Annotated in this window: 24 protein-coding genes, 1 tRNA gene and 1 pseudogene; 16 read left to right on the forward strand and 10 right to left on the reverse strand. The window is 60.9% G+C overall.

Features of this window, described 5'->3' with window-relative positions; translation table 11 throughout:
- Together ACH2AT_RS07395 and ACH2AT_RS07400 are read right to left on the reverse strand one after the other, a co-directional pair.
- A partial coding sequence (locus ACH2AT_RS07395; protein ID WP_394964821.1) for a hypothetical protein occupies window positions 1–272 on the reverse strand: 272 nt, incomplete at its 3' end.
- Window positions 273–287: 15 nt separating this feature from the next.
- Entirely contained in the window at window positions 288–1130 is an 843-nt protein-coding gene (locus tag ACH2AT_RS07400; protein WP_394964823.1) for an AraC family transcriptional regulator, read from the reverse strand.
- Window positions 1131–1386: 256 nt separating this feature from the next.
- On the opposite strand from ACH2AT_RS07400, the pseudogene ACH2AT_RS07405 reads away from it, so the two are divergent.
- The 4 genes and pseudogenes from ACH2AT_RS07405 to ACH2AT_RS07420 all read left to right on the forward strand — a co-directional run bounded on the left by ACH2AT_RS07405 (window position 1387) and on the right by ACH2AT_RS07420 (window position 4527).
- Window positions 1387–2622 (forward strand): annotated as a pseudogene (locus tag ACH2AT_RS07405) (cation:proton antiporter).
- Window positions 2619–3260 (forward strand): TetR/AcrR family transcriptional regulator, encoded by a 642-nt coding sequence (locus ACH2AT_RS07410; RefSeq protein WP_394964825.1) that lies wholly within the window; start codon window positions 2619–2621, stop codon window positions 3258–3260. Before ACH2AT_RS07405 ends, ACH2AT_RS07410 begins: the two are co-directional and overlap by 4 nt.
- Window positions 3261–3358: 98 nt before the next feature.
- A complete protein-coding gene (locus ACH2AT_RS07415) occupies window positions 3359–3673 on the forward strand; it encodes an imidazolonepropionase (RefSeq protein ID WP_177522474.1) in 315 nt (104 codons plus the stop codon).
- Between the two features lie 50 nt (window positions 3674–3723).
- Window positions 3724–4527 carry an IS3 family transposase gene (locus ACH2AT_RS07420; protein WP_394964827.1) on the forward strand — a complete coding sequence of 268 codons (804 nt, stop codon included), beginning with the start codon at window positions 3724–3726 and terminating at the stop codon, window positions 4525–4527.
- An 88-nt stretch (window positions 4528–4615) separates the two neighbouring features.
- Here the strand turns inward: ACH2AT_RS07420 and ACH2AT_RS07425 are convergent, their stop codons facing one another.
- From ACH2AT_RS07425 to ACH2AT_RS07440, 4 genes are all read right to left on the reverse strand, one after another.
- A complete protein-coding gene (locus ACH2AT_RS07425; protein ID WP_394964829.1) occupies window positions 4616–5146 on the reverse strand; it encodes a hypothetical protein in 531 nt (176 codons plus the stop codon).
- Between the two features lie 339 nt (window positions 5147–5485).
- Window positions 5486–5561: transfer RNA gene (locus ACH2AT_RS07430), tRNA-Thr, on the reverse strand.
- Between the two features lie 51 nt (window positions 5562–5612).
- Window positions 5613–5837 carry a hypothetical protein gene (locus ACH2AT_RS07435; RefSeq protein ID WP_394964831.1) on the reverse strand — a complete coding sequence of 75 codons (225 nt, stop codon included), beginning with the start codon at window positions 5835–5837 and terminating at the stop codon, window positions 5613–5615.
- Complete coding sequence (locus ACH2AT_RS07440) at window positions 5827–6945, reverse strand: hypothetical protein (protein WP_394964832.1); 1119 nt, start codon at window positions 6943–6945, stop codon at window positions 5827–5829. Before ACH2AT_RS07440 ends, ACH2AT_RS07435 begins: the two co-directional genes overlap by 11 nt.
- 86 nt (window positions 6946–7031) lie before the next feature.
- On the opposite strand from ACH2AT_RS07440, the gene ACH2AT_RS07445 reads away from it, so the two are divergent.
- The 9 genes from ACH2AT_RS07445 to ACH2AT_RS07485 all read left to right on the forward strand — a co-directional run bounded on the left by ACH2AT_RS07445 (window position 7032) and on the right by ACH2AT_RS07485 (window position 15856).
- On the forward strand, window positions 7032–7328 hold the full coding sequence (locus tag ACH2AT_RS07445) for a YabP/YqfC family sporulation protein (protein WP_394964834.1): 297 nt from the start codon (window positions 7032–7034) through the stop codon (window positions 7326–7328).
- A gap of 3 nt (window positions 7329–7331) precedes the next feature.
- Window positions 7332–8486 (forward strand): sporulation protein YqfD, encoded by a 1155-nt coding sequence (locus ACH2AT_RS07450; RefSeq protein WP_394964835.1) that lies wholly within the window; start codon window positions 7332–7334, stop codon window positions 8484–8486.
- A gap of 129 nt (window positions 8487–8615) precedes the next feature.
- Window positions 8616–9581, forward strand: coding sequence for a PhoH family protein (locus tag ACH2AT_RS07455; protein WP_394964836.1), 966 nt, complete (start codon window positions 8616–8618; stop codon window positions 9579–9581).
- An 81-nt stretch (window positions 9582–9662) separates the two neighbouring features.
- Window positions 9663–10163, forward strand: coding sequence for an rRNA maturation RNase YbeY (ybeY, locus tag ACH2AT_RS07460; RefSeq protein WP_177521280.1), 501 nt, complete (start codon window positions 9663–9665; stop codon window positions 10161–10163).
- 1 nt (window position 10164) lies between these two features.
- Window positions 10165–10623 (forward strand): diacylglycerol kinase family protein, encoded by a 459-nt coding sequence (locus ACH2AT_RS07465; RefSeq protein WP_394964838.1) that lies wholly within the window; start codon window positions 10165–10167, stop codon window positions 10621–10623.
- 4 nt (window positions 10624–10627) lie between these two features.
- A complete protein-coding gene (era, locus tag ACH2AT_RS07470; protein WP_394964840.1) occupies window positions 10628–11521 on the forward strand; it encodes a GTPase Era in 894 nt (297 codons plus the stop codon).
- A gap of 235 nt (window positions 11522–11756) precedes the next feature.
- On the forward strand, window positions 11757–12500 hold the full coding sequence (gene recO, locus ACH2AT_RS07475; protein ID WP_394964842.1) for a DNA repair protein RecO: 744 nt from the start codon (window positions 11757–11759) through the stop codon (window positions 12498–12500).
- Window positions 12501–12542: 42 nt separating this feature from the next.
- Window positions 12543–14927, forward strand: a complete 2385-nt coding sequence (locus ACH2AT_RS07480) for an endonuclease MutS2 (RefSeq protein ID WP_394964844.1) — start codon at window positions 12543–12545, stop codon at window positions 14925–14927.
- 281 nt (window positions 14928–15208) lie between these two features.
- Window positions 15209–15856, forward strand: coding sequence for a flavin reductase family protein (locus ACH2AT_RS07485; protein ID WP_394964846.1), 648 nt, complete (start codon window positions 15209–15211; stop codon window positions 15854–15856).
- 76 nt (window positions 15857–15932) lie between these two features.
- Here ACH2AT_RS07485 and sigG read toward each other — a convergent pair whose 3' ends face one another.
- Complete coding sequence (gene sigG / locus ACH2AT_RS07490; RefSeq protein WP_394964848.1) at window positions 15933–16703, reverse strand: RNA polymerase sporulation sigma factor SigG; 771 nt, start codon at window positions 16701–16703, stop codon at window positions 15933–15935.
- Between the two features lie 139 nt (window positions 16704–16842).
- Here sigG and ACH2AT_RS07495 point away from each other — a divergent pair, with 139 nt between their 5' ends.
- On the forward strand, window positions 16843–17358 hold the full coding sequence (locus ACH2AT_RS07495) for a hypothetical protein (protein ID WP_394964849.1): 516 nt from the start codon (window positions 16843–16845) through the stop codon (window positions 17356–17358).
- A gap of 61 nt (window positions 17359–17419) precedes the next feature.
- On the opposite strand, the gene sigE is transcribed toward ACH2AT_RS07495, so the two are convergent.
- The 3 genes from sigE to ACH2AT_RS07510 form a co-directional block, all read right to left on the reverse strand.
- Window positions 17420–18139, reverse strand: coding sequence for an RNA polymerase sporulation sigma factor SigE (sigE, locus tag ACH2AT_RS07500; protein ID WP_394964851.1), 720 nt, complete (start codon window positions 18137–18139; stop codon window positions 17420–17422).
- Complete coding sequence (locus ACH2AT_RS07505; protein ID WP_394964853.1) at window positions 18130–19029, reverse strand: sigma-E processing peptidase SpoIIGA; 900 nt, start codon at window positions 19027–19029, stop codon at window positions 18130–18132. The genes sigE and ACH2AT_RS07505 overlap by 10 nt, the downstream gene beginning before the upstream one ends.
- 127 nt (window positions 19030–19156) lie before the next feature.
- Entirely contained in the window at window positions 19157–19783 is a 627-nt protein-coding gene (locus ACH2AT_RS07510) for an HAD family hydrolase (protein WP_394964854.1), read from the reverse strand.
- A gap of 193 nt (window positions 19784–19976) precedes the next feature.
- On the opposite strand from ACH2AT_RS07510, the gene ACH2AT_RS07515 reads away from it, so the two are divergent.
- Together ACH2AT_RS07515 and ACH2AT_RS07520 are read left to right on the forward strand one after the other, a co-directional pair.
- On the forward strand, window positions 19977–20261 hold the full coding sequence (locus tag ACH2AT_RS07515; RefSeq protein WP_394964856.1) for a PRC-barrel domain-containing protein: 285 nt from the start codon (window positions 19977–19979) through the stop codon (window positions 20259–20261).
- 32 nt (window positions 20262–20293) lie between these two features.
- Window positions 20294–22195 carry an LTA synthase family protein gene (locus tag ACH2AT_RS07520; protein WP_394964857.1) on the forward strand — a complete coding sequence of 634 codons (1902 nt, stop codon included), beginning with the start codon at window positions 20294–20296 and terminating at the stop codon, window positions 22193–22195.
- Window positions 22196–22200: the final 5 nt, after the last annotated feature.

The raw sequence follows: 22200 nt of genomic DNA on the forward strand, positions 1-22200 counted from the left end.
ATGAGCACCCCCGCACCGGCGGCCAGCAGGCGGTTTGCCGCGCCGGCATAACTCTCGCCGGGCTCCGCGGTCAGAAGTTCCACGCCTTCGGCTTCCAGCGCGGCTTTCAGCGCGTCTGCATCCAGATAGGTCGTGCCGCTGGGGGAGGCGAGCAGCCCCACGCTGGGCGGCGGGGCGAAAAAGTCGATGGTGTAAAGATAGAAAAGGATGCAGGCGGCAGCGGCGCCCGCCAGCAGCAGCCCTTTAAAGATGTTTAAAAGAATATGTTTCATTGCGGTCACTCCCGGTCATGCGCTGTGGTCCGGCATCGCGCTGAGATAGCGGCTGGGCGGCATGCCCATGGACTTTTTAAACACTCTTGAAAAATAGAACTTGTCTGAAAAACCCACGCTTGTGGCGATCTCCGCAATGGAGAGCTGGGAGTTCTTCAGCAGATTGCAGGCCTCGCCGATGCGGTAGGAGGTGAGATAGTCGATGGGGCTCTGGCCCACGTTGCTCATGAACAGGCGATAGAGATGGCTGCGGCTGACGCCCACCGTGCGGGCGATGTCGTCGATGGTGATCTCGTGGGAATAATTGAACTGGATGTACTTGATGGCGTTCAGAACATACTGGCTGCCGGCGCTGGGGGCGTGTATCTCTTTTTCCGCGGCCTGATGCATCAGCTCAGACAAAAAGAGATACAGGTTGCCCACCATGGCTGCTTCATTTTCCGGTTTGGGACCGCGGGCGTTGAAGATGCTCAGCAGCGCCTGCTGCAGAGGCTCAGGCCGGGCGGAGTGAAACACCAGCTTCTGATCGGTGAAAGGAGTGTGCTGCACCAGTTTGGAGGCGTAAGCGCCGTTGAACCCCACCCAGTAGTATTCCCAGGGGTCGTCTTCGCTGGCGCTGTAGCCCGCCAGCTGGCCCGGACGCAGCAGAAAAAGGTCGCCGGGGCCCAGATGATGTTCCTGACCGCCGGCGCGATAGCAGCCGTGCCCGTCCACCACCAGGTGGATGAGGTAGTGGTCCCGCACCGCAGGCCCCCAGCTGTGCAGGGGAGCGCAGTGCTCCAGGCCGCAGTTGAAGATCGCCATCTCCACATGGTCGGAATAGTCCTGCTTGAAGGATTGTTTGTAAATTTCCGCCAAGATAAAGCCTCCTTGCCACGCCAAAACGTGGCCTTGTTTGACAAACAAAATTATTTTATCAGATTATTCAACAAAAGTCCATCCATTGTTTGGGCTTTCCATGCTTTTATACCTTCTGCCGCCGGCGGAAAGAGCGGAAGGTCCATTCACAAAAAATTTACAGGCGAGATATAGACGAATTCGTCTAAAAGGGATATACTGTCAAAATACAGACGGATTCGTCTATAATTTGCAAAGGAGATGCCTTTTCATGGAGGTGCTTTTTGATGTGCTGCGGCTGCTGGCCGCTGCTTTGATCGCGTTTGTGGCGGGCAAGCTGGTCGCCCGGCTGAAACTGCCTTCCATTCTTGGCTGGCTGATAGCAGGCATGATCATCGGCCCCCACGCCCTCGGCCTTTTGGGAGAGTCGGTGCTGGACTCCCGGTGATTCGGCGTGCTGGAAAGCCTTTTTGAATGCGTGTTCGGCCTGATGATCGGCACGGAACTCATCTGGAAGCAGATGAAAAAGGCCGGGCCGCAGATATTGGTCACCACTCTCACCGAGTCGCTGGGGACATTTTTGGCGGTGAGCCTGGTGTTCGGCGTCATCTTTTGGTTCACGGGCACGCCGCTGTACATGGCCTTCCTGTTTGGCGGCATCGCCCTGGCCACCGCGCCAGCGCCGTCGCTCTCGGTGGTCAGTTCGCTGAAAGCCGACGGCCCGGTGACCCGCACGCTCATCCCCATGGCCGCGCTGGACGACCTGGTGGGGGCGATGGTCTTTTTCCTGGTGGTAGCTTTTGTGTCTGCGCATCTTTCCACCGCGGACATCCCGGTGCTGGTGCTCATGCTGCTGGTGTTCCTGCCGGTGGTCATCGGCGCGGTCACCGGCTTTGCCGCGGGCAAAATGCTGCGCCGCACCAAAACCAGCGAGGGTGCGCTGGCGGTCATGCTGGGCATGCTTTTGCTCTCCGCGGGCATTGGCGTTGCCATCAACAGCGCGCTTCCGGCGCCGATCCTGAACTTCATGCTCATCGGCATGGCCTATTCGACGGCCTTCGCGAACATGATCACACAGCAGCAGCTGGGTAGCATAATGAAGGTGATGGATCTGGCCATCGGGGCCGCCATGATCGTGGTCATTCTGAACCTGGCCGCCCCTCTGGACTACCATCTGGTTTTTAACGCGGGCATTTACACCGCAGTGTATATCCTTGCCCGGGCGGTGGGAAAATACAGCGGCGCGTTCCTTGGCGCAGCGGTCACCCATGCCCCGCCGACGGTGAAAAAGTATCTGGGATTCACCCTGCTTCCCCATTCCGGGGTGTCGCTGGTGTTCACCGGCATCGTGGTGTCGATGCTGGAAGGGCCCGCCCCCGAGTGCGCGTCGCTGATACAAGGCACCATTGCCGCGGCGGCGGTCATCAACGAGATCATCGCGGTGTTCATGGCCAAGAAAGGCTTTGAATGGGCCGGGGAACTTCACAAGGCGGAAGGAGGGATGCGGGCATGACCCAAAAGGAGCGGCAGGAGCGCAGCAAAGAGGAGATATACCGGGCAGCTATGGAGGAATTCGGTACCCGCGGCTATGACGGCGCGAACATGGAGCACATCTGCGCCGACCACGGCATCTCCAAGGGCATGATGTACCATTACTATTCCAGCAAGGACGAACTGTTCCTGCTCTGCGCGGAACGAACCTTCCGGGAGCTGACGGACTATGTCGCCCAGGGCGTGGACGCGCTGGATGAAACAGACATCCCACAGGCATTCAAAGGCTTTTTCATGCTGCGCGAGGGCTTCTTTCAGGGCAGGCCCTGGGAGAAAACGGTGTTTGAGAGCGCCATGCTCCGTCCGCCGCGCCATTTGGCCGGGCAGATACAGGCACTGCGCGCGCCCATCCGCAGGCTGAACCGCGAGTTCATCGAGCGGACGGTGGCCCGTATGCCCCTCCGGCCGGAGCTGGAGCCGGAAAAGGTGAGCCGCTACCTTGCCGGCATCGAACCCTTCTTCCAGGACATCCTGAACAGTTTCCATGAGACGCAGGATCTGCACACTATGCTGAACGCATCGGGAGAACTGCTGAACATGGTGCTTTTCGGCGTTCTCCGCCAGGACGGCGGGGCCGAAGAGCGTTTGCCGCAAACATAAAAAAGGCCCCGGTTCAAATTGAACAGGTCCAGTAAAAATGGACAGAGACAAAAGACCCCCTGATGTAGGAAAATAGAACTACATCAGGGGGTCTTATCATGAAGAAGCGGAATTACACACACGTACAGGCGCTGCTGCCAGAAATCAAAGCCATGCTGGCAGAAGGGAAAACCCAACGGGAAGTTGCGGAACACTACGGATTTCAGGATAAACAGGTGGTAAAAAGGCTGCTTGTGCGTGAGCGGAGAAAAGAGCGCAAGGTGGAAGCCGGAATCCTCCCACGTCCCAAAGGCCGGCCGAGGAAAGAAGCTGCACCCAAAGACATTGTAGCGGAGCAGGCCCATGAGATTCAGCGGCTACGCATGGAGAATAAGCTGTTGCGGGATTTTCTGTACTGCACAGGAAGGAAGTGAAAGCAAGGGTAAAATACCATGTCATATATCGTCATCGAACAGAGTATCCGGTGACAGTCATGTGCAAATTCTTTTCCGTATCCAGAAGCGGCTACTATGCCTTTGTCCATCGTCTGGGCAGGCCGGAGAAGGATGCGTCTCTTGCGGAAATGATCGCACAGCAACGGGAACGCTGTTTTCGTACCTACGGGTACCGGCGGATGTGGTTATGGCTGAAACAGCAGAATATTTTCTGTGATCCAAAAACAGTGCTGCGGATCATGAAGAAATATGATCTGCTCGCAGAAATCCGCCGCCGCAGAAAATGGCAGCAGATGGGGCAGCAGCTCCACAAGTACGAGAATCTGCTGAACAGGGAGTTCCATGCGGACGGCCCCAACAGGAAATGGGTAACAGACATCTCCTATATCCACACAAAGCAAGGCGTATTGTACCTATCCATCATCCGGGACCTCTATGACAACAGCATTGTGGCTTACAAGACTGGAACGGAGCAAACGGTAAATCTGGTCCTGGACACTCTTCGTCTGGCCATGAAGCGAGAGAAAAAGAGAGTCGCTGCGGAGTTACAGCTCCACAGCGACCAGGGTGCTCAGTACGCCTCACAAGCATATTTTGAGCTAACTCAAACATACGGCATTACGCCGTCTATGTCAAGACGTGGAAATCCATATGATAATGCAATGGCGGAAAATTTCTTCTCTATCCTCAAAACGGAGTGCATTTACCGTCACAAACCGGCGACCTTTTCCGAAGCCAATGAGATGATCGACCGCTATATCCACTTTTACAACCATGAACGCATCCAGTTAATAACTGGAGAGGCGCCGCTGACGCGACGCCTCTCCGCTTAAAACTCAATCTTTCCTACCAGGGTCTCTTTTTTGTGCTGTCCGCACAAAATGGGGCGGTTCAGTTCATACGGTCCGGGGGATTTTTTATTTACCACCATACCTGAAGTATGCAGAAGAAAAAAGCGCAAGCAACGAACAGTGCAATAACAGATATGATTTTGCTTTTTTCACTCTTCATTGTTCCGCAAACGGCAACAAGAATCATATATAAGCCGGCGGCGAGAAAAAACAAAACCGCCGAAAAAGCATAGGCCATAAGGCTTTCTGGGAATTTAGCACCTTGAATAAAGTACCCAGGGAATAGCAATGCGCTTACAACCGGGCCTGCGGCAACAACCCAAGAAAGCGCCGTGAGGTAATTTCCGTGCATCGTTTTTTCTCTTTCTGCTGCATTCTTAATTTCTTGCGACAGCATTGAAATTGGAACCTTCTTTTCGGGTATGCCAATGGATTTGTCATATTCTTGGCGCAAGTTGCTGCTCATTAAAACGCGGTATGCTTCTTTTGTTTCAATGTCATCGCATTGCCCGCTTTTTAGCCATTTAGAATACATTTCGCAAATTTCATAATCAGACGCGCTTGGGGATACGCCGATAACTTCATAATAGCTTCTGCTCACTGTAACTGCCCCCCATTCTTTGCCCTCATTATGCCATATCAAGATAATATTATCAATATATGCGCGAAAAAGCGTTGACTTTTTGGAGTTCGATAAATGTGCATGTAACCACCACCGCCCGGGGCTTCGGCTCCGGGCATTTTTACATAGTCACATTTATTATATTACTATTTGATAATTATGTTACTAAGCATAAACCAAAAGCGCTCTTATAATATATTGGTTGATATATCGCAATAAGCTAACAAATAAACTAACAAATGCGCCGACGCACAAGTGATAAAATATAGCAAAAGCCCCGCAAACTGGCTTGTAAAGCCAATCTGCGGGGCTTGATTTTGGAGCTGGAAACGTGACTTGAACACGCGACCTGCTGATTACGAATCAGCTGCTCTACCGACTGAGCTATTCCAGCGGAACGGATATTATTGTAACGGAAAAAGCAGCGTGCGTCAAGAGATAACGGTCAATCCAGACAAAAATCCTCCGGGGAGAAACTGGGCAGCCGGGGCTGGCGGCGGGGCACCCGCTGGATGGGGTCGTAGAGGAACTTTTTGCAGTGGAAATAGGGAGAAACGACGCCCCGCTTCTGGCACAGGATCATGCGGGGGTCGGCAGCGCGGCGGCCGTGCTCACAGTATTCACAGGCCGGCTCCACATTCTGGCCGGGCACGGGATGCTTACGAAACACGGCGGCGCCTCCTTTTGGCATTTTCGTTCATTATACTCTTTTGGCCGTCGGATGTAAAGCCGAGGCCGTAGAGCGCCGCACAGCACAGCGCGAACAGAACGAGGGCGGCATCCGGCGCGGTGCGGCTCTGCACGATAAGCCGATCACCGGCGGCCGCCGCAGCGGCAGCTCCGGGCACAAGGCCCAGCAGAAGGCGCAGCGCCCCCAAAGAGAGGGCCAGATGCACAGGCCTTGCCGCCGCCAGCGGCAAAAGGGAAATGTCCCGGTCCAGAAGCGCCCGCACCTGCAAAAAGACCGAGAGGCTCTGGATGCTCAGAGCAGCGCAGCATCCGTAAACTGCCGCCGCGCCTCCCAGCCGGCTGGCCTGAACGCAGCCGCCGGTCACCTCCAGCAGCGCCGCAAGGGCGGCCCGCGCCGGCCCCGACGCAGGCAGAAAAGAACCCAGCCCGCGGTTCAAAAAACTGAAAAAGGTCACAAAACCGCACACCGCCAGCATGCTCTGCACCGCCCCCTGCACAGCCGGCACCAGGCCGATGCCCTGCACTGCGCCCTCCCGGCAGGAGAGGGGGTTCTTAATGGCCTCCGGCTCCGGGGCGAGCGCCAGCCGGGCAAGGAGCCCCGCTGCCAGGTCCGCCAGCAGCAGCGCGGCGAGGATGCACCAGCCCAGCCGCGGGCTGCCCAGCAAAAGGCAGCCCACCGTGTTCACCACGAAGGCGGGCCCGGAACCCACGCCGCAGACGAGAAGCAGCTGCGCCTGCCGCCGGGTAACGGCGCCCGCAGCATACATCTGCCCGATGACCCTTGCCGCCACGGCAAAGCCGCCCAGCCATGCCAGCAGCAGCGCGGTGGCGGCCCGGCTGTCCCGGATGCCGAGACCGAATCGGGTGCAGGGCCACACCGCCGCGCCCAGCGCCTTCGCCAGCGGGCTGGCCGCAATGATGGAAGAGACCACGAAAAAGGGGAACAGCGCCGGAATGACCTGCTCCGTGCAGCTGGTCAGCCCTGCCCGGATGCCCTCGATGCAGGCAAAGGGGCGGGCAAACAAAAGCGCCATCATTGCCAGCGCGCATACGCCGCCTGCGGCAGCGCGCAGGGGAATTTTCTTCATAAGCTCATCCTCCCGGCTAATATAAATAAGGGTAAGCGGCGCACAGCGCCGCGCAAAAGGGTCACTGAAACGGCAGGGGGCAGGAGATGAAACATAAACGCAAAACCAGACGGGAGAGCCCCGGGACCTATCTGAAGCGGCTGGTGCGTCAGCCGCCCGCCGCCTTTTACCGCCAGCCCGTTTTGCACATCCAATGCGGCGGGCAGGTGGAAGTGGAAGGCTGCAAAGGTGTTTTGCTTTACGACGAGAGCCAAATACGGCTGGATATGGGCGGCTGGCAGGTGAGCCTCTACGGCGACGAGCTTACCTTGTGCGGCGTCGGGGGGCGGATGCTCACCCTGAAGGGAAGGATCTTCCGCGCGGAATTTTCAAATGAGAGGTAAACGATGGGGCTGATTTGGGCAAACTGCTTCGCGGGGGTGGGCTTCGCCGCCTTTGGCGGGCAGAGCGAAAAGCTGATCACGCTGTGCAACCGGCAGGGCATTCCGCTTTATGCGGTGCGTCCTACGGCGGATGGGTTCACCGCGCATCTGCCCGCCCGCCGGTATCGGGAGGCCTCCCGCCTGGCGCGGCGCTGCGGCACCCGCCTGCGGGTGCGGGAAAGGCGGGGCGTCTTTTTTCGCCTGCGGGCTTACCGGGGCCGCTGGGGGCTTGTGCTCGCGCCGCTGGTGTTCGCGGCGGCGGTGCACCTGCTGGGGCAGAGCGTCTGGTCCATCCGATACGACGGGCTGGACGCGGCGGCCCGCAGCCGGGTGGAGCAGATGCTCTATTCTATGGATATTTGCGAGGGCGCGGTTTTAACCCAGGAAAAACTGCGTCTTGCGGAAAAACAGCTCATGGACGGGAACGAAGCCTTCGGCTGGGTGTCGCTGAACTTTGAGAAGGGACGGCTGGTGGTAGAAGCCAGCCCCGCGCTGCAAAAGCCTGCCATCGAGCCCAACGACCCGGTGGACCTGGTGGCGGCGGCGGACGGCATCCTGCTGGAGGTGAACGCCCAGGAGGGGTTCGCCGTCAAATCGGTGGGGCAGACCGCCGCCGCAGGGGAGGTGCTGGTGAGCGCCTACAAGCCGGACCCCTACGAGCAGCCGGTGGAAAGCCATGCCAAAGGGCTGGTGGTGGCGGCGGTGAAAAAGACCTACCAGTGCGTGCAGCCCTCTACTTATGAGGTGCAGGCGCTCACCGGCAAGGTGGCCAGCAGTTTCCGTCTGCGGCTGTTCGGCCACACGGTGGAACTGGGGGCGCAGCTGCTGGAGGGCGAGGAGGTGCGCACGGTGCACCGCCCGCTCACCGTGCTGGGCTTTGCGCTGCCCGCTACCATCGAAGAACGGTATGCCCCCCAGCGGGAGGCGCGCCAGTTCCACCTCACGCCGGACGGCGCGCGCCAGTACGCCCGCTTTGCCTGCCTTGCTCAGCTTTACGCGGAGTTTCCGGACGCTGAGATCATCGCGGAAAGCCGCCAGGAAAGCTGGGACGGCGGCACCTTGACCTACACCATGACGGTGGATTTCAAGGCGGACATTGCCCGGGAAAAGGGTGGATGAAAACACCGCAAAATTTTGTGTAAAACAGACAGTTCCTATTGGAATATTTTGTGGTATAATAACGATGTGTTCGTGGGCGCCGGTGCAATTGACCGCCCCGCGGGATTTTGGCAAGTGAGCAGGTGTGGAATGGCAGAAAAACTGATCGAGCTGAACAGTGTGGAAACGGCGCTGGCGATCTTCGGCAGCCGGGACGAGAACATCCGCCTTTTGGAGAACGAATTCTCCATCACGGCGGTGTGCCGCGGCTCCCAGATCAAATTCACCGGCGAGCCGGAGCAGGTGGCGGCAGCCGCCCGCGCGGTGGACGCCATGCTCACATTGCTGGAAAACCACACCCCGCTGGAAGAGCAGACGGTGCGCTACTGCATCAGCCTGGCCGGCGCGGGGGAAGAGCGCCGCGTGCGGGAGCTCACCCAGGATTTTGTGGCCGTGACCGCCAAGGGCCGGCCCGTGCGCCCCAAAACGCTGGGCCAGCGGGAGTATCTGCAGGCCATCAAGCAGAACGCCGTCACCTTCGGCGTGGGCCCTGCCGGCACCGGCAAGACCTACCTGGCGGTGGCCATGGCGGTGAAGGCCTTCAAGAGCAAGGAAGTCAGCCGCATCATCCTCACCCGGCCTGCCGTGGAGGCGGGGGAGAAGCTGGGCTTTCTGCCCGGCGATCTGCAGAACAAGGTGGACCCCTATCTCCGCCCGCTGTATGACGGCCTGTTCGATATGCTGGGGGCCGAGAGCTTCCAGAAGCTGCTGGAAAAACAGACCATCGAGGTGGCCCCGCTGGCCTACATGCGCGGCCGCACGCTGGACGACGCCTTTATCATCCTGGACGAGGCCCAGAACACCAGCCGGGAGCAGATGAAGATGTTCCTCACCCGCATGGGCGCCGGCAGCAAGGTGGTGGTCACCGGCGACGTGACCCAGATCGACCTGCCGGACCGCAGCCGCAGCGGCCTTCTGGACGCCTTGAACGTGCTGAAGAATGTGGAGGGCATCGCCCGGGTCTACTTCACCGAAAAGGACGTGGTGCGCCACCGCCTGGTGCAGGAGATCGTCAAGGCCTATGACCGGGCGGCGCGGCAGCGTCGCAACCCCTGAACTGACGCCCTGATCCTGGGCGTTTTGCGCGGGCAGGGCCCCGCGGACGGAATCATCAAAAACATAAAGAGGTGAAACGGTGTGTCAAACAAAGTGTTGATCACAAACCAGCAGAAGAAGGTGAAGATCCCCTCGGGCCTGCGCATCCTGATCCGCCGCAGCTGCAACGCTGTGCTGGAATTTGAGGGGTTCGAGCAGCCCGCGGAGATCAGCGTGACCTTCGTGGACAACGCCGAGATCCAGACCCTGAACGCCCAGTATCGGGGCAAGGACATGCCCACCGACGTGCTCAGCTTCCCCTTGGGCGAGGACGGCAAGTACGACGTGGACCAGGACACCGGCGCCTGCCTTCTGGGCGACATCGTGATCTCCATGGAGAAGGCGATGGAGCAGGCGGAACTCTACGGCCACCCGCTGCAGCGGGAAGTGGCCTTCCTCACCGTGCACTCCATGCTGCACCTGCTGGGCTACGACCACGAGCAGGGGGGCCTTGCCGCGGTGAAGATGCGGGAAAAGGAAGAGGCCGTGCTCATCCAGCTTGGCCTGCCCCGCACGGTGTCTTATACGGCGGACCAGATCTGATATGCGGCGGTTTTTTGCCGGGTTCGGCTATGCGGCGCAAGGCTTCTGGGCGGCGGTGAAAGAGGAGCGCAACCTGCGCTTTCACCTGTGCGCCGGGGCATATGTGCTGCTGGCCAGCCTGTTCTATCCTTTTGGCGCGGTGGAATACGCCCTGCTGTTTCTCTGCATCGGCGGCGTGATCGCGCTGGAGCTGGTCAACTCTGCCATCGAGCGGTCGGTGGAATCCCCCGACCCCGCCCACTGGCGGGCGGCGGGCGGCGCCAAAGACATGGCCGCGGGCGCGGTGCTGGCCTTCAGCATCGCCTCGGCGGCGGTGGGCGTGATGCTGTTCTGGCAGCCGGAGGTGCTGTGCGCCATCCCCGGCTGGTTCTTCGCACGCCCCTGGGCCCTGGCCCTGCTGGCGGCGTCTCTGGCCGGGGCCTGGCTCTTTGTGTTCTGGCCCGAACGAAAGAAAGGATGATCCTTTGCAGACCTCATCGGTTTTTGTGGCCCTTGTGGGCAAGCCCAATGTGGGCAAATCCAGCCTGACCAACCGGCTGGTGGGGGAGAAGGTGGCCATCGTTACCTCCAAACCCCAGACCACCCGCACCCGCATCACCGGCATCGTCACCCGCGGGCCGGTGCAGTATGTCCTGCTGGACACCCCGGGCGTGCACATCCCCCGCACAAAGCTTGGCGAGCGGATGAGCAAGACCGTGACCGACAGCGTGGCGGATGTGGACGTGAGTTTGATGCTTTTCGAGCCCTACGGCGAGTTCACCGAGGCCGAGCAGGCCATGATCGGCGCGCTGCGGGGCACCCCCGCCGTGGCGGTCATCAACAAGACCGACACCTTGAAAAACGAGGCGGACCTGGCGGCGCGCACCGCGCAGCTGGAGGCGCTGGGGGTGTTCGACAAGGTCGTGGCCATCAGCGTCCGGGAGGACAAGGGCTGCGAGGAGCTGTTCGGCATCCTGGCGGCCTACGGTGTGGAAGGCCCTCACTATTTCGACGACGACGCCTACACCGACATGCCGGAAAAGGCGCTGGTGAGTGAAATTCTGCGGGAAAAGATGCTGCTTTTTTTGCGGGACGAGGTGCCCCACGGCATCGCCGTCACGGTGGAGCGCTTCAAAGAGCGGGAAGACAAGAACATCATCGACATCGACGCCAACATCTACTGCGAGCGCAAGAGCCACAAGGGCATGGTCATCGGCAAGGGCGGCCAGATGCTGAAAAAGATCGCCAGCGCCGCCCGGGCGGACTGTGAGGAATTTCTGGGCGCGAAGGTGAACCTGCAGTGCTGGGTCAAGGTGAAGGACGACTGGCGCGACAGCGACTTTTTGCTGAACGACTTTGGCTTTGCTCAAAACAAATGATGCTGTCGGTTAAACACGACGCGTCGCAAAAATTTTTCTACATCGCTGGACAACTTTTCCGGGCATACCGGCGTACAATGGTGGAACAGTACCACCAGGGGGCGACCAGCGATGGACAGCAGCGGTTCTTATTGGAAAGAGTTTGAAACGACCGGCGGCGTGCGGGAGTACCTGAATTACAAAAAGGCTCTGCGCACCGGGCAGCCCGGGCTGCCGCCGCCCGCGGGAGACGAACATGCAACTGGTAACGCCGGGCCTGGTGCTGCGGGAAGTGAAGGTGGGGGAATCTGACCGTATCCTCACCATCCTCACCCCGGAGCACGGCCTTATCTCCGCATCTGCCAAGGGAAGCCTGCGCCTGAAAAGCAAACTTTTCAGTGCATGCGGGCTTTTTTGCTATTCGGAATTCACCCTGTTTGCGGGCAAGACCATGTATATGGTGGACGACGCCCAGGTCAAACAGGTGTTTTTCGGTCTGCCCAAAAGCATCGAGGGCATGGCGCTGGCCATGTATCTGGCGGAAATCGCCCAGACCCTGCTGCCCAGCGGCGGCGAGGCGGCGGCCCAGCTGCGCCTTCTGCTCAACAGCCTCTACCTCATCAGCGAGCAGAAAAAGCCCCTGGCCCAGATCAAGGCGGTCTATGAGCTGCGCTCGGTGTGCGAGGCGGGGTATATGCCCGCTTTGCTCTGCTGCAAAAGCTGCCAGAAATACGACGGCGGCGATTTTTACTTCGATGTCGGCGCGGGCGAACTGCTCTGCGGCGGCTGCGCCGAGACCCAGGGCCTTGCGCCCAACCTGGACGAGGGCGCGCTCATCGCCCTGCGCCACATCGCCCTGGTGGAGGACAAGAAGGTGTTCGCCTTCTCTCTTTCGCCCAAAAGCCTGGAAAAACTGGGCCGCGTCACCGAGCGCTACGCTGCCGCCCGGCTGGACAAGCCCATGAAAACGCTGGATTTCCTTCACTCTGTGATGGAGTGAACCGATTTACATAGCGGGGGCTGCGCCCCTTTGAGGAGGACCATGGATACAAGCTATCGCAAAACACTGGAACTGGACAAAATCTTGGAACGGGCGGCGGCGCTGGCCGTCTGCCCCGAGGCCCGCGCCCTGCTTTTGGAGCAGCCGGCGGGCGAAACGCCCGACGAGGTACGCTATGCTTTGAGCCAGACCGACGCCATCGCCAGCCTGCTGCTGAAAAACGGCAGCCCGCGCTTTGGCGGCGTGTCCGGCGTGGACAAGGTGGTGAGCCGCGCCGTCAAAGGCGGCGTGCTCTCCATGGCCGAGCTGCTGGAGGTGGCAGGCGCGCTGCGCAACTTCCAGAATCTTGTGGCCTGGTACGGCCTCACCGAGCACGACATGCTGCCGGTGGACGACCTGTTCTACGCCCTCAGCCCCCAGCCCGGGCTGGAAAAGCAGATCAGCGGCGCCATCCTCTCGCCGGAGGAAATGGCCGACACCGCCAGCAACACCCTGTTCGAGGTGCGCCGCAAGATACAGGCCACCGAAAACTCCATCCGGGACAAGCTGGACGCCATCATCAAAAACAGCACCACCAACAAATTTTTGCAGGACGCGGTGGTCTCCATCCGAAACGGCCGCTTCGTGGTGCCGGTGCGCTCGGAGTACCGGGGCGAAGTGGGCGGCGTCATCCACGACGTGTCCAGCAGCGGGGCCACCGTGTTCGTGGAACCCACCGCCGTGGTGGAGGCCAATGCCAAAATCATGCAGCTGCGCAGCCAGGAAAAGGCGGAGATCGAGCGCATCCTCATCGCCTTCACCGAGCAGGTGGCCTCCATCGAGCCGGTGTTCAACTTCAGCTACAAGGCCATGCTGGACATCGACGTGCTGCTGGCCAAGGCACATCTGGCCCTGGAGCAGAAGGCCTGGATGCCCCAGGTGGCAGACGATGTGCATTTCGATCTGAAAAAGGCCCGCCATCCCCTCATCGACCCCGGCAAGGTGGTGCCCATCGACGTGGCGCTGGGCGAAACTTATGACACCCTGGTCATCACCGGCCCCAACACCGGCGGCAAAACGGTCACCCTCAAGACCGCCGGCCTGCTCTGCGCCATGGCCCAGCACGGCCTGCTCATCCCCGCCCACGAGCACAGCACCGTCTGTGTGTTCACCGACTATCTGGTGGACATCGGCGACGAGCAGAGCATCGAGCAGAGCCTGTCCACCTTCTCGGGCCACATGAAAAAGATCACCGGCATCCTGGACAATGCCTTCAAGGGCAGTCTGGTGCTGCTGGACGAGCTGGGCGCAGGCACCGACCCCGCCGAGGGCGCGGCGCTGGCGGTGAGCATCATCGAGCAGCTGCGCATCCAGGGGGCGCTGGTCATGGCCACCACCCACTATTCCGAACTGAAGGTGTTCGCACTGGAAACGGCGGGCGTGGTGAACGCCAGCTGTGAGTTCGACGTGGAGAGCCTGCGCCCCACCTACAAGCTCAGCGTGGGCGTGCCGGGCAAGTCCAATGCCTTCCTCATCAGCGAAAAGCTGGGCCTGCCCGCCCGGGTCATCCAGCGGGCCCAGACCCACCTTGCCAGCGATGACAAACGGCTGGACGACGTGCTGGCCCAGCTGGACGATTTGAAGCTGCAGCTGAAAGAGAGCCAGGCCGAGGCGGAAAAGGCCAAGGCCGAGGCGGAGAAGATGCTGGAAAAGGCCCGGGAAAAGTGTGACGCGCTGGTGCGCCAGGGCGAGACCGAGCTGGAAGCCGCCCGCCTCAAGGCGCGGCAGATGGCCCAGCAGGTGCAGGCGGAGGCCTACGCCCTCACCGACGAATTGCACAAGCTGCAAAAAGACGACAAACAGTCCGCCGCCCAGCGGGCCGCCCGCGCCCGGGAGATCGCCCGCAAGGATTCCGAGCGCCTGTTCTCCAAAAGTGATGTGGCCCACAACCCCGTGCGCCAGTTCGTGCCGCTGAAGGAGGTGCGGGTGGGGCAGGAGGTGGTCATCGCCGAGTATGACCAGCTGGCCACCGTCACCTCTCTGCCGGACCGGAACGGCATGGTGGAGGTGCGCGCAGGCATCATCAAGACCAAGGTGCCCCTTTCCGGCCTCAAAGCGCCGGACAAGCTGCAAAAACCCCAGAAAAAGGGCGGCCGCGCCGCTCCCGCGCCCCGCAGCGCCACTGTGCAGCGGGTGGAGCGCAGCGCCAGCATGGAGATAAACCTGCTGGGCATGACCGTGGAGGAGGCGCTGATGGAGACCGATCAGTTCATCGACCACGCGGTGATGAACGGACAGACCATGGTCTACCTCATCCACGGCAAGGGCACCGGCGCTCTGCGCAACGCCATCCACCAGCACCTGCGGGGCCACAAGAACGTCAAGAGCTTCCGCCTGGGCCGCTACGGCGAGGGCGAGGCCGGCGTGACGGTCGTGGAGCTGAAATGACCCCAAAAGGGGCAGCGCCCGGAAAAGAGCGCTCAAAAACGAAAAGGGCCTGCCCTGCGCGAACAGCGGGGGGCAGGCCCTTTTTCTCTGCATTGCGCTGGCGGCTGGAGAGGGAGAAGGGGGCTTTATCGTGCCGGCGCCTTCCTTGCGGGGCTGGTAAAACGCCCTGTTTGAAAAGGGCCCTCGGGTGATACGGCTGCAATACATATATTCCTAATTTCTGCCAGCCATAGTATAATAAAGCCAACATCAGATCAGAAGTTATGGAGGTGTTTTGCCAAATGAAAATAGAAATTGGAAAAGATTTCCCAAAGTATTTCAGACCTTCATATCCAGAGGAGTTTGAACTGTTTTCGCATTTTGAAGTAACAGCGGGGATCCCCACTGTTCTCTTTGCGATCACCACTTGGAAAGAAAACGGAAAGCCAAATGTTTGCTTTCATTCCTGGAGTTGTTTTCATGGGGACAAGACCTCTTTTTTCGCCGTGATGGGAAATCTATATCAGCACACACATACTTTTTCCAATATCCAAAGGGAAAAGTGCTTTTGCATCAACTTCCTTCCGATAAGCTGCTATGACAGGCTGGTAAAGACGATCCGCCATAACGATTTGGAAGAGGATGAATTTGCGATAGGGGGCTTTACTCTTTCCCATGCAAGATCGATCCATGCTCCGGCCATTCAAGAAGCCTTTATAAACATGGAGTGCACCTTAAAGGAGATACAAGACTTGAGCGGCGCGGGCGTTACAGCGATGGTGATCGGCCAGGTGCAGCACATTTCTGTTGAAGAAAACTATGCGCGGGGCTATGAACAGCGGTATGGCAGGGAAGGGTTTATGATGCTGATACCGGCGCCGCAAGACCTTGTCACGGGCGCGCCAAGCCAGTCTGCGATCGCCACTGTAAAGATAGAAAAATATGATTGACGAAGGCTCTGCTGCCAGGGGCTTTCACATTTAAATGCGCTGGCGGGGGAGCGCGGCCAGCCCACCCTCCCGGCGGTCACAGCCGGCCCTTGATGCGGCCCAGGGCGTTTTTCTCCAGCCGGCTCACCTGGGCCTGGCTGATGCCGATCTCCTTTGCCACTTCCACCTGGGTCTTGCCCGAGAGATAGCGCAGCGCCATGATCTTTTTTTCCCGCTCGCTCAACGCCTGCACCGTGTCTTTGAACATGATGCCGCTGATCCAGCTGTCCTCGCCGCCGCCGTCGCCCAGCTGATCCATCACATAGATGGTGTCGCCCTCGTCGCTGTACACCGGCTCATAGAGGCTCACCGGGTCCACCACGCTTTCCAGCGCCAGGGTCACGGTGGCCGTGGGCAGCTGCACTCTGCGGGCGATCTCGTCCATGTGGGGCTCCCGGTTCAGTTCCTTTTGCAGCTGCTCCTTGGCCTGCATGGCCTTGTAGGCGATGTCCCGCACCGAACGGGAGACCCGCACGGCGTTGTTGTCCCGCAGGAAGCGGCGTATCTCGCCCACGATCATGGGCACCCCGTAGGTGGAAAACCGCACGTTCAGGTCTGGGTCGAAGTGGTCGATGGCCTTGATGAGGCCGATGCACCCCACCTGGAACAGATCGTCCATGCTTTCGCCCCGGCCCGCGAATTTCTGCACCACGCTCAGCACCAGCCGGAGGTTGCCCTGGATCATCCGCTGGCGGGCCTCTTTGTCGCCCGCGCGGGCAGCCCGCAGCAGAGCGGTTTTTTCCTTCTCGGTGAGCACCGGAAGTTTTGCGGTGTTCACACCGCAGATCTCGACCTTGCCGTAATACAAAGATGGTCACGCTCCCCCCTTGGCATGACAAAAGTATGGCCGCCCGCCGCGCCGGGCAAACAGCGCGGCCGCTGGTAAAAGCTGGCCGCACATCCGCCGCCCGCGCGCATACAGTGAGGGGGAAGGGGAGTGATCTTGTATGGAGATTCGTATCCTGGCGGCGCTGGCCGTGGGGGGCGTGCTGCTGGCGGCGGTGCTCATCACGGTGATCGCGGCGCTGCTGTATTCCCGGTTTGGCACGGGGCAGCGGGAGTACGCCCGGCCGGATTTCGGCCGCCGCGCGGGTTTTCGTGCCAGAAGCCTGCCGGAGAGCGACATCATCCGGCTGGAGCGCATCTCTCTTTTGAACGGGGCGGTGGCCCAGCTGGAGTACACGGTGGAGCCGGAGTGGAAACTTATCCTGCGGGTGGGCCGCGCAGGCGCCGACCTGCGGGCGGGCGATTTTGAACAGATGTTCCGGGAGCAGGCGACTTTGTATCACCGGGACATCCGGGTGAACATCAGCCAGAACGAGGGCGGCGCGGCGATGCTGCGCTGGACCAAGAACGGCTTTGATTATCTGCTTGCTTTGCCAGACAGCGAGATGGGCCTGCGGGGCGGCATGATGCCGCTGTTCGTGCAGCAGACCGAAATGGTGGAAAGCAGGGCCGCCTGACGAAAAGCAGAACAGGGCCCCCGCCGCTTGCAAGCGGCGGGGGCCCTGTTCTGCTGCAACATCAGCACATTTTTTCCAGGTCCCGGCGCAGCCGGGCGATGATGCGCTTTTCCAGCCGGGAGATGTAGCTTTGGGAGATGCCGATCTCGTCGGCCACCTCTTTCTGGGTGTGCTCCACGCCGTCCAGAAGGCCAAAGCGCATCTGCATGATCTGCCTTTCCCGGGGGGCAAGCCGGTCCACCGCCGCCAGCAGCATGTCCTTCTCTGCATCCTGCTCCAGCTGGGCGCTGATCTGGTTCTGGTCGGTGCCCAAAATGTCGGACAAAAGCAGTTCGTTGCCCTCGCCGTCGGTGTTCAGCGGCTCGTCGATGCTGGTCTCCTGGCGGCGGTTGCTGCTCTTACGCAGGAACATCAGGATCTCGTTTTCGATGCAGCGGCTGGCGTAGGTGGCCAGCTTGATGTTTTTGGCGGGCACAAAGGTGTTCACCGCCTTGATAAGCCCGATGGTGCCGATGGAGATGATGTCCTCCACGGCAACGCCGCTGCTCTCGAACTTGCGGGCAATATACACCACCAGCCGCAGGTTGTGGGTGATGAGGATGTCGCGGCAGCTCTGGCGCCCCTCTTCCAGCCCCTGGAACACCAGCTTTTCCTCTTCGGGGGTCAAAGGCGGCGGCAGGGCCTCCGGCCCGCCGATGTAGTAGACGCCGCCGGGCAGCCGAAGCCGCGCCAGCAGACGGCGAAGCCCGGCCAGCAGACGGCGCAGTGGATTCAGGTGCATGCTTTGGACCTCCTTTCGGTCTCATCCATCAGAAATTCCCGCCCGAACAGGGCCTGGAACTGCCCGTCCCGCAGGGGCTCGGCGGTGAACACCGCCGTCACGTTTCGGGCAGTGAGCGTGCGCCCCTGGCCGGTCAGCCGGGCGCAGGCGGCGGTCAGCCCCGGCAGCACGGCGCTGCCGGCGGCCCCGGAACAGGGAACCAGCCGCAGCCCCAGCCCCTCGGGCGGCAGGGGATTCTGCCCGGAAAAATACCCCATGAGGAATGCGTTCACTTCGTCCGAAAGCTGACGTTCCACCCCCGGCCAGCTGACCAGAAGGGTCTGGCGCCCGCCCACCGGGTCCCGCAGGAAAAAACCGGTGTCATAGTAGGCCTGGGCCCGCACCCCGCGGCCGGCAAGCCGCAGTTCCAGCTGCCAGGGCTCCTGGTCGGCCGGCGGCCCGAAAACGAGAAGCACCAGCCGCACCGCCAGATACACCGCCAGCACCGAGAGCACCAGCACCATAGGCGAAAGGTCCACATACACCGTCAGGTTGTGCACCCGCACGCCATTCATGCCGCCCCGCTGCAGCCCCAGCAGGGCAAGGCCCGCGAGGCCCAGATTGAGGGCGAAGAACCATGCCCCCGCCCGCAGAAAAGGGCGGAGGCCGTGCCAGCCGAAGGCGGCCAGCGTGACCAGCGCGGCGCTGGCCAGCTTGTAAGCAAAGCCCAGCGGCGCGGGCAGGGCGGGCGCCAGCAGGATGAGGGTGCTGGCCGCGGCCAGCGCCGCCCCGGCCAGGGCGCGGGGCACGGGGCAGGCTGCGCCGGCAAGCCACCCGGCCGCCCGCAAAAGAAAATACCCTGCGATGAAATTCGTCACCAGCAGGATATCCAGATAGACAACGATCTTCACGGCCCCACCTCCCGGCTACCAGTGTACCGCGCGGCGGCGGAGAAGACTGTCAAAAGCTGGGTGAAGGGCCGGGCCGCCCGGGCATAAAAACTCCCCCGCGCCGCCGGCACGGGGGAGAGAACAGCGTTTACCAGAGCAGATGCTCCTTGATGGGGATGCCGCAGGCGTTCAGCGCCCGCAGGAAGGACGCGCCGCCCTTGTAGTGGATGCCGGTAATGCCCAGGTCATAGGCGGCGGTGGTGTTCAGCTTGTTGTCGTCCACGAAGATGGTCTCGCCGCACACCAGGCCGTAGCGCTCGATGAGAAGCTGGAAAATGCGGGGGTCGGGCTTGTTGGCGCCAGCCTCGCAGGAGGCCACGCCGCCCTCGAACAGGGGCCAGAAGTCCCGCTGCTGCATCTCCTCATAAACGTCCCAGGGGATGTTGGAAAGATAATACAGCGAGAAGCCCATCTTTTTCAGCCGCTTCATCACGTCCACCGTACGGCGGCGGGTCTTGAGCATGCGGTACCAGTCGTCCAGCACGCTCTGCACCTCAAAGGTGCAGCCGGCCTCGGCGGCCTTCTGGAGCATGGCGGCATTGCCGGCCTCCCGGTCCAGCTCGCCGGCGTCCAGCTGGCGCCATTCCACGCTGCCGAAGGTGATGTCGTACACCTTGGCCTCCACGGCTTCGTCGTAAAAACGATCCAGCAGGAAATCGCGGGGTGCAAAATCCACCACGACGCCGCCCAGATCGAACACGATGTTTTTGTACATGGGTCATATCCTCCCGAAGAAAGGGTCGTTCATTGACAAGTTTCATCCATTATACACTATTTTGTGCTAAAATACAAAACCGGGCACATATCTTTTCAACAGGCAGACATGGGGCGCGTTGCAATAGGTTGGGGGTCAGCATCGTTTAGTATAGCGAGGGCGCTCCGCCGCACGGCCCGGAAAGGGGAGGACCATGACCCTGAGCGAGCTTTGCAAAAAGGATGTGATCCAGGTGCCGCTGGGGGCGAACCTCGGCCGGGCGGACGACCTTCGCTTCGACCCGCAGACCGCCGCCCTTGAGGGGCTCGTCCTGCTGGGCCGGCCGCGGCTGTTCGGGCTGCTGGGCCGGCAGGAGGACGTGTTCATTCCCTGGCGGGAGATAGACGCCATCGGCGCGGACGTGATCCTTGTCCGCACCCAGCTGCCCGCCGGCGCGCCCAAAGCCCGGGGCGGGTTCTGGGCGCGGCTGCTGGAATGACGGCAAAATTTTTTCAGGAGGTTTCATTTCCCTTGCAAACGACGTTGAAACAGAGAGCGCCCTGGCGGGCGAAACTTTCCTTCTTCTGGTGGCCGCTGGCTCCCATCGTGGCCACCGTCACCCTGCTGTGCACCGAATGGATCCACCGGGGGGCCTTGAGCGCCTCTTTCTGGACCGACAATTTTCTGCCTCACTTCGGCAGTTATGCCTGCAGCTGGCTGCTCATCCTGTGCACTTATCTGTTTTTGGCAAACCTGACCCGGCTGCCCGCGCTGGCGGTGCTGGTGTGCGGCACGGGCGGATGCATCCCCGCCGTGGTGACCTATTTCAAGCTCAAGCTGCGGGGCGAGCCCTTCTTTCCCTGGGACCTCTCCCAGGGCGCGGAGGCCGCCGACGTGGTGGGCAAGGCCGGCCTGGAGCTGCAGACCTCCATGTGGGCCAGCGCCCTCATCCTTCTGGCGCTGGCCGTTTTCGCCTGCCTTGTGCCCCGTCCCCGGGGAGGCGTTCTGTGGCGGTTCATCCTCTCCTGGGCGGCGCCCGGTGCGGGCGGCCTCGCCCTGCTTTTCTTTGTGTTCCTCAGCCCTGCCGGCTCCCGGCTGGCGGGCATCGTGCCGGACATGTGGATGCAGAACCGCTACTACCGCAACTACGGCGTGATCGCGGGCTTTCTGACCAACATCCAGAACCTTGAGGTGGACGAGCCCGCAGGCTACAGCGAAGAAACTGTGAAGGCGCTGCTGGAACAGGCCTACAGCCAGGACCTTGCCCCGGAGCTTGACGGCAGCTACGCCCAGGCGGGGGACGGGAAGATCACCCGGCCCAACATCATCTTCATCATGGATGAATCCTTCTGGGACGTGCAGGAGCTGGAAGACTACGGCGTGGTCTTCGACCAGCCGGTCACGCCGAACCTCCACCGCCTGATGGAGACCTCTGCTTATGGCAAGGCCTACAGCCCCAGCTTCGGCGGCGGCACCTGCGATGTGGAGTTCGAGGCCCTCACCGGCTTTTCGGTGGAGTTTCTGCCCAGCGGGTCCAAGCCCTTCCAGCAGCATGTGACCCGGCCCATGTTCTCCATCGCGTCGTACTTAAAGGACCAGGGCTACGCCACCCAGGCCATCCACTGCTATTATGCCAAGTTCTGGAGCCGCAACACCGCCTATCCCAACCTGGGCATCGACGAGTTCATCTCGCTGGAGGACTTTGTGGCCCCCGAGCGCAAGCGGGACACCGAGTGGTCCGGAGGCCTTGTGACCGACGCGGAGATAGCCCGGCGCATCATTCAGGAGTATGAGGAGCGGGACAAGGACAAGCCCCTTTTCATCCACGCCGTGACCATGCAGAACCACACCAGCTACAATAAAAACAACTACCCCGAGGATGAACTGGTGGGCATTCTGGAGGCCCCGGAAGGCATCAGCGAGAGCACCCTCGGCGCATTGCAGGACTTTGCCACCGGCGTGCGGGAGGCGGACGCCATGCTGGGCGCCCTCACCGACTACTTCAGCCAGGTGGACGAGCCTACCATCCTGGTGTTCTGGGGCGACCACTACAACCCCATCGGCAGCGGCTATGAAGTCTACACCGCCACCGGCTACGCCTCCGGGGCGGACAGCGAGAGCCCCGAACTCCACCAGATGCCTCTGCTCATCTGGAGCAACTACTGGGACGGCAAGGTGGACCTGGGCACCGTGGCGGCTTATCAGATCAGCCCGGTGCTGATGGAGCTCTACGGCCTGGAAGAGCCGCCTATGTTCCGCTATCTGGCAAATCAGCTGTCCGTCTACCGCAGCCGCACGCTGGGCGTGACCATCCTGCCCGACGGCACCGCCACCGACGCCGCCCTCACCGAGGAACAGGAGCAGTGGTTCCAGAACCACTGGCTGCTGCAGTATGACCTGATGTTCGGCGAGGAATACGCCCTGACCCGGTGACGGGC

The sequence above is a fragment of the Candidatus Allofournierella excrementigallinarum genome (assembly GCF_944388085.1).
Taxonomy (GTDB): Bacteria; Bacillota; Clostridia; order Oscillospirales; family Ruminococcaceae; genus Allofournierella_A; species Allofournierella_A excrementigallinarum.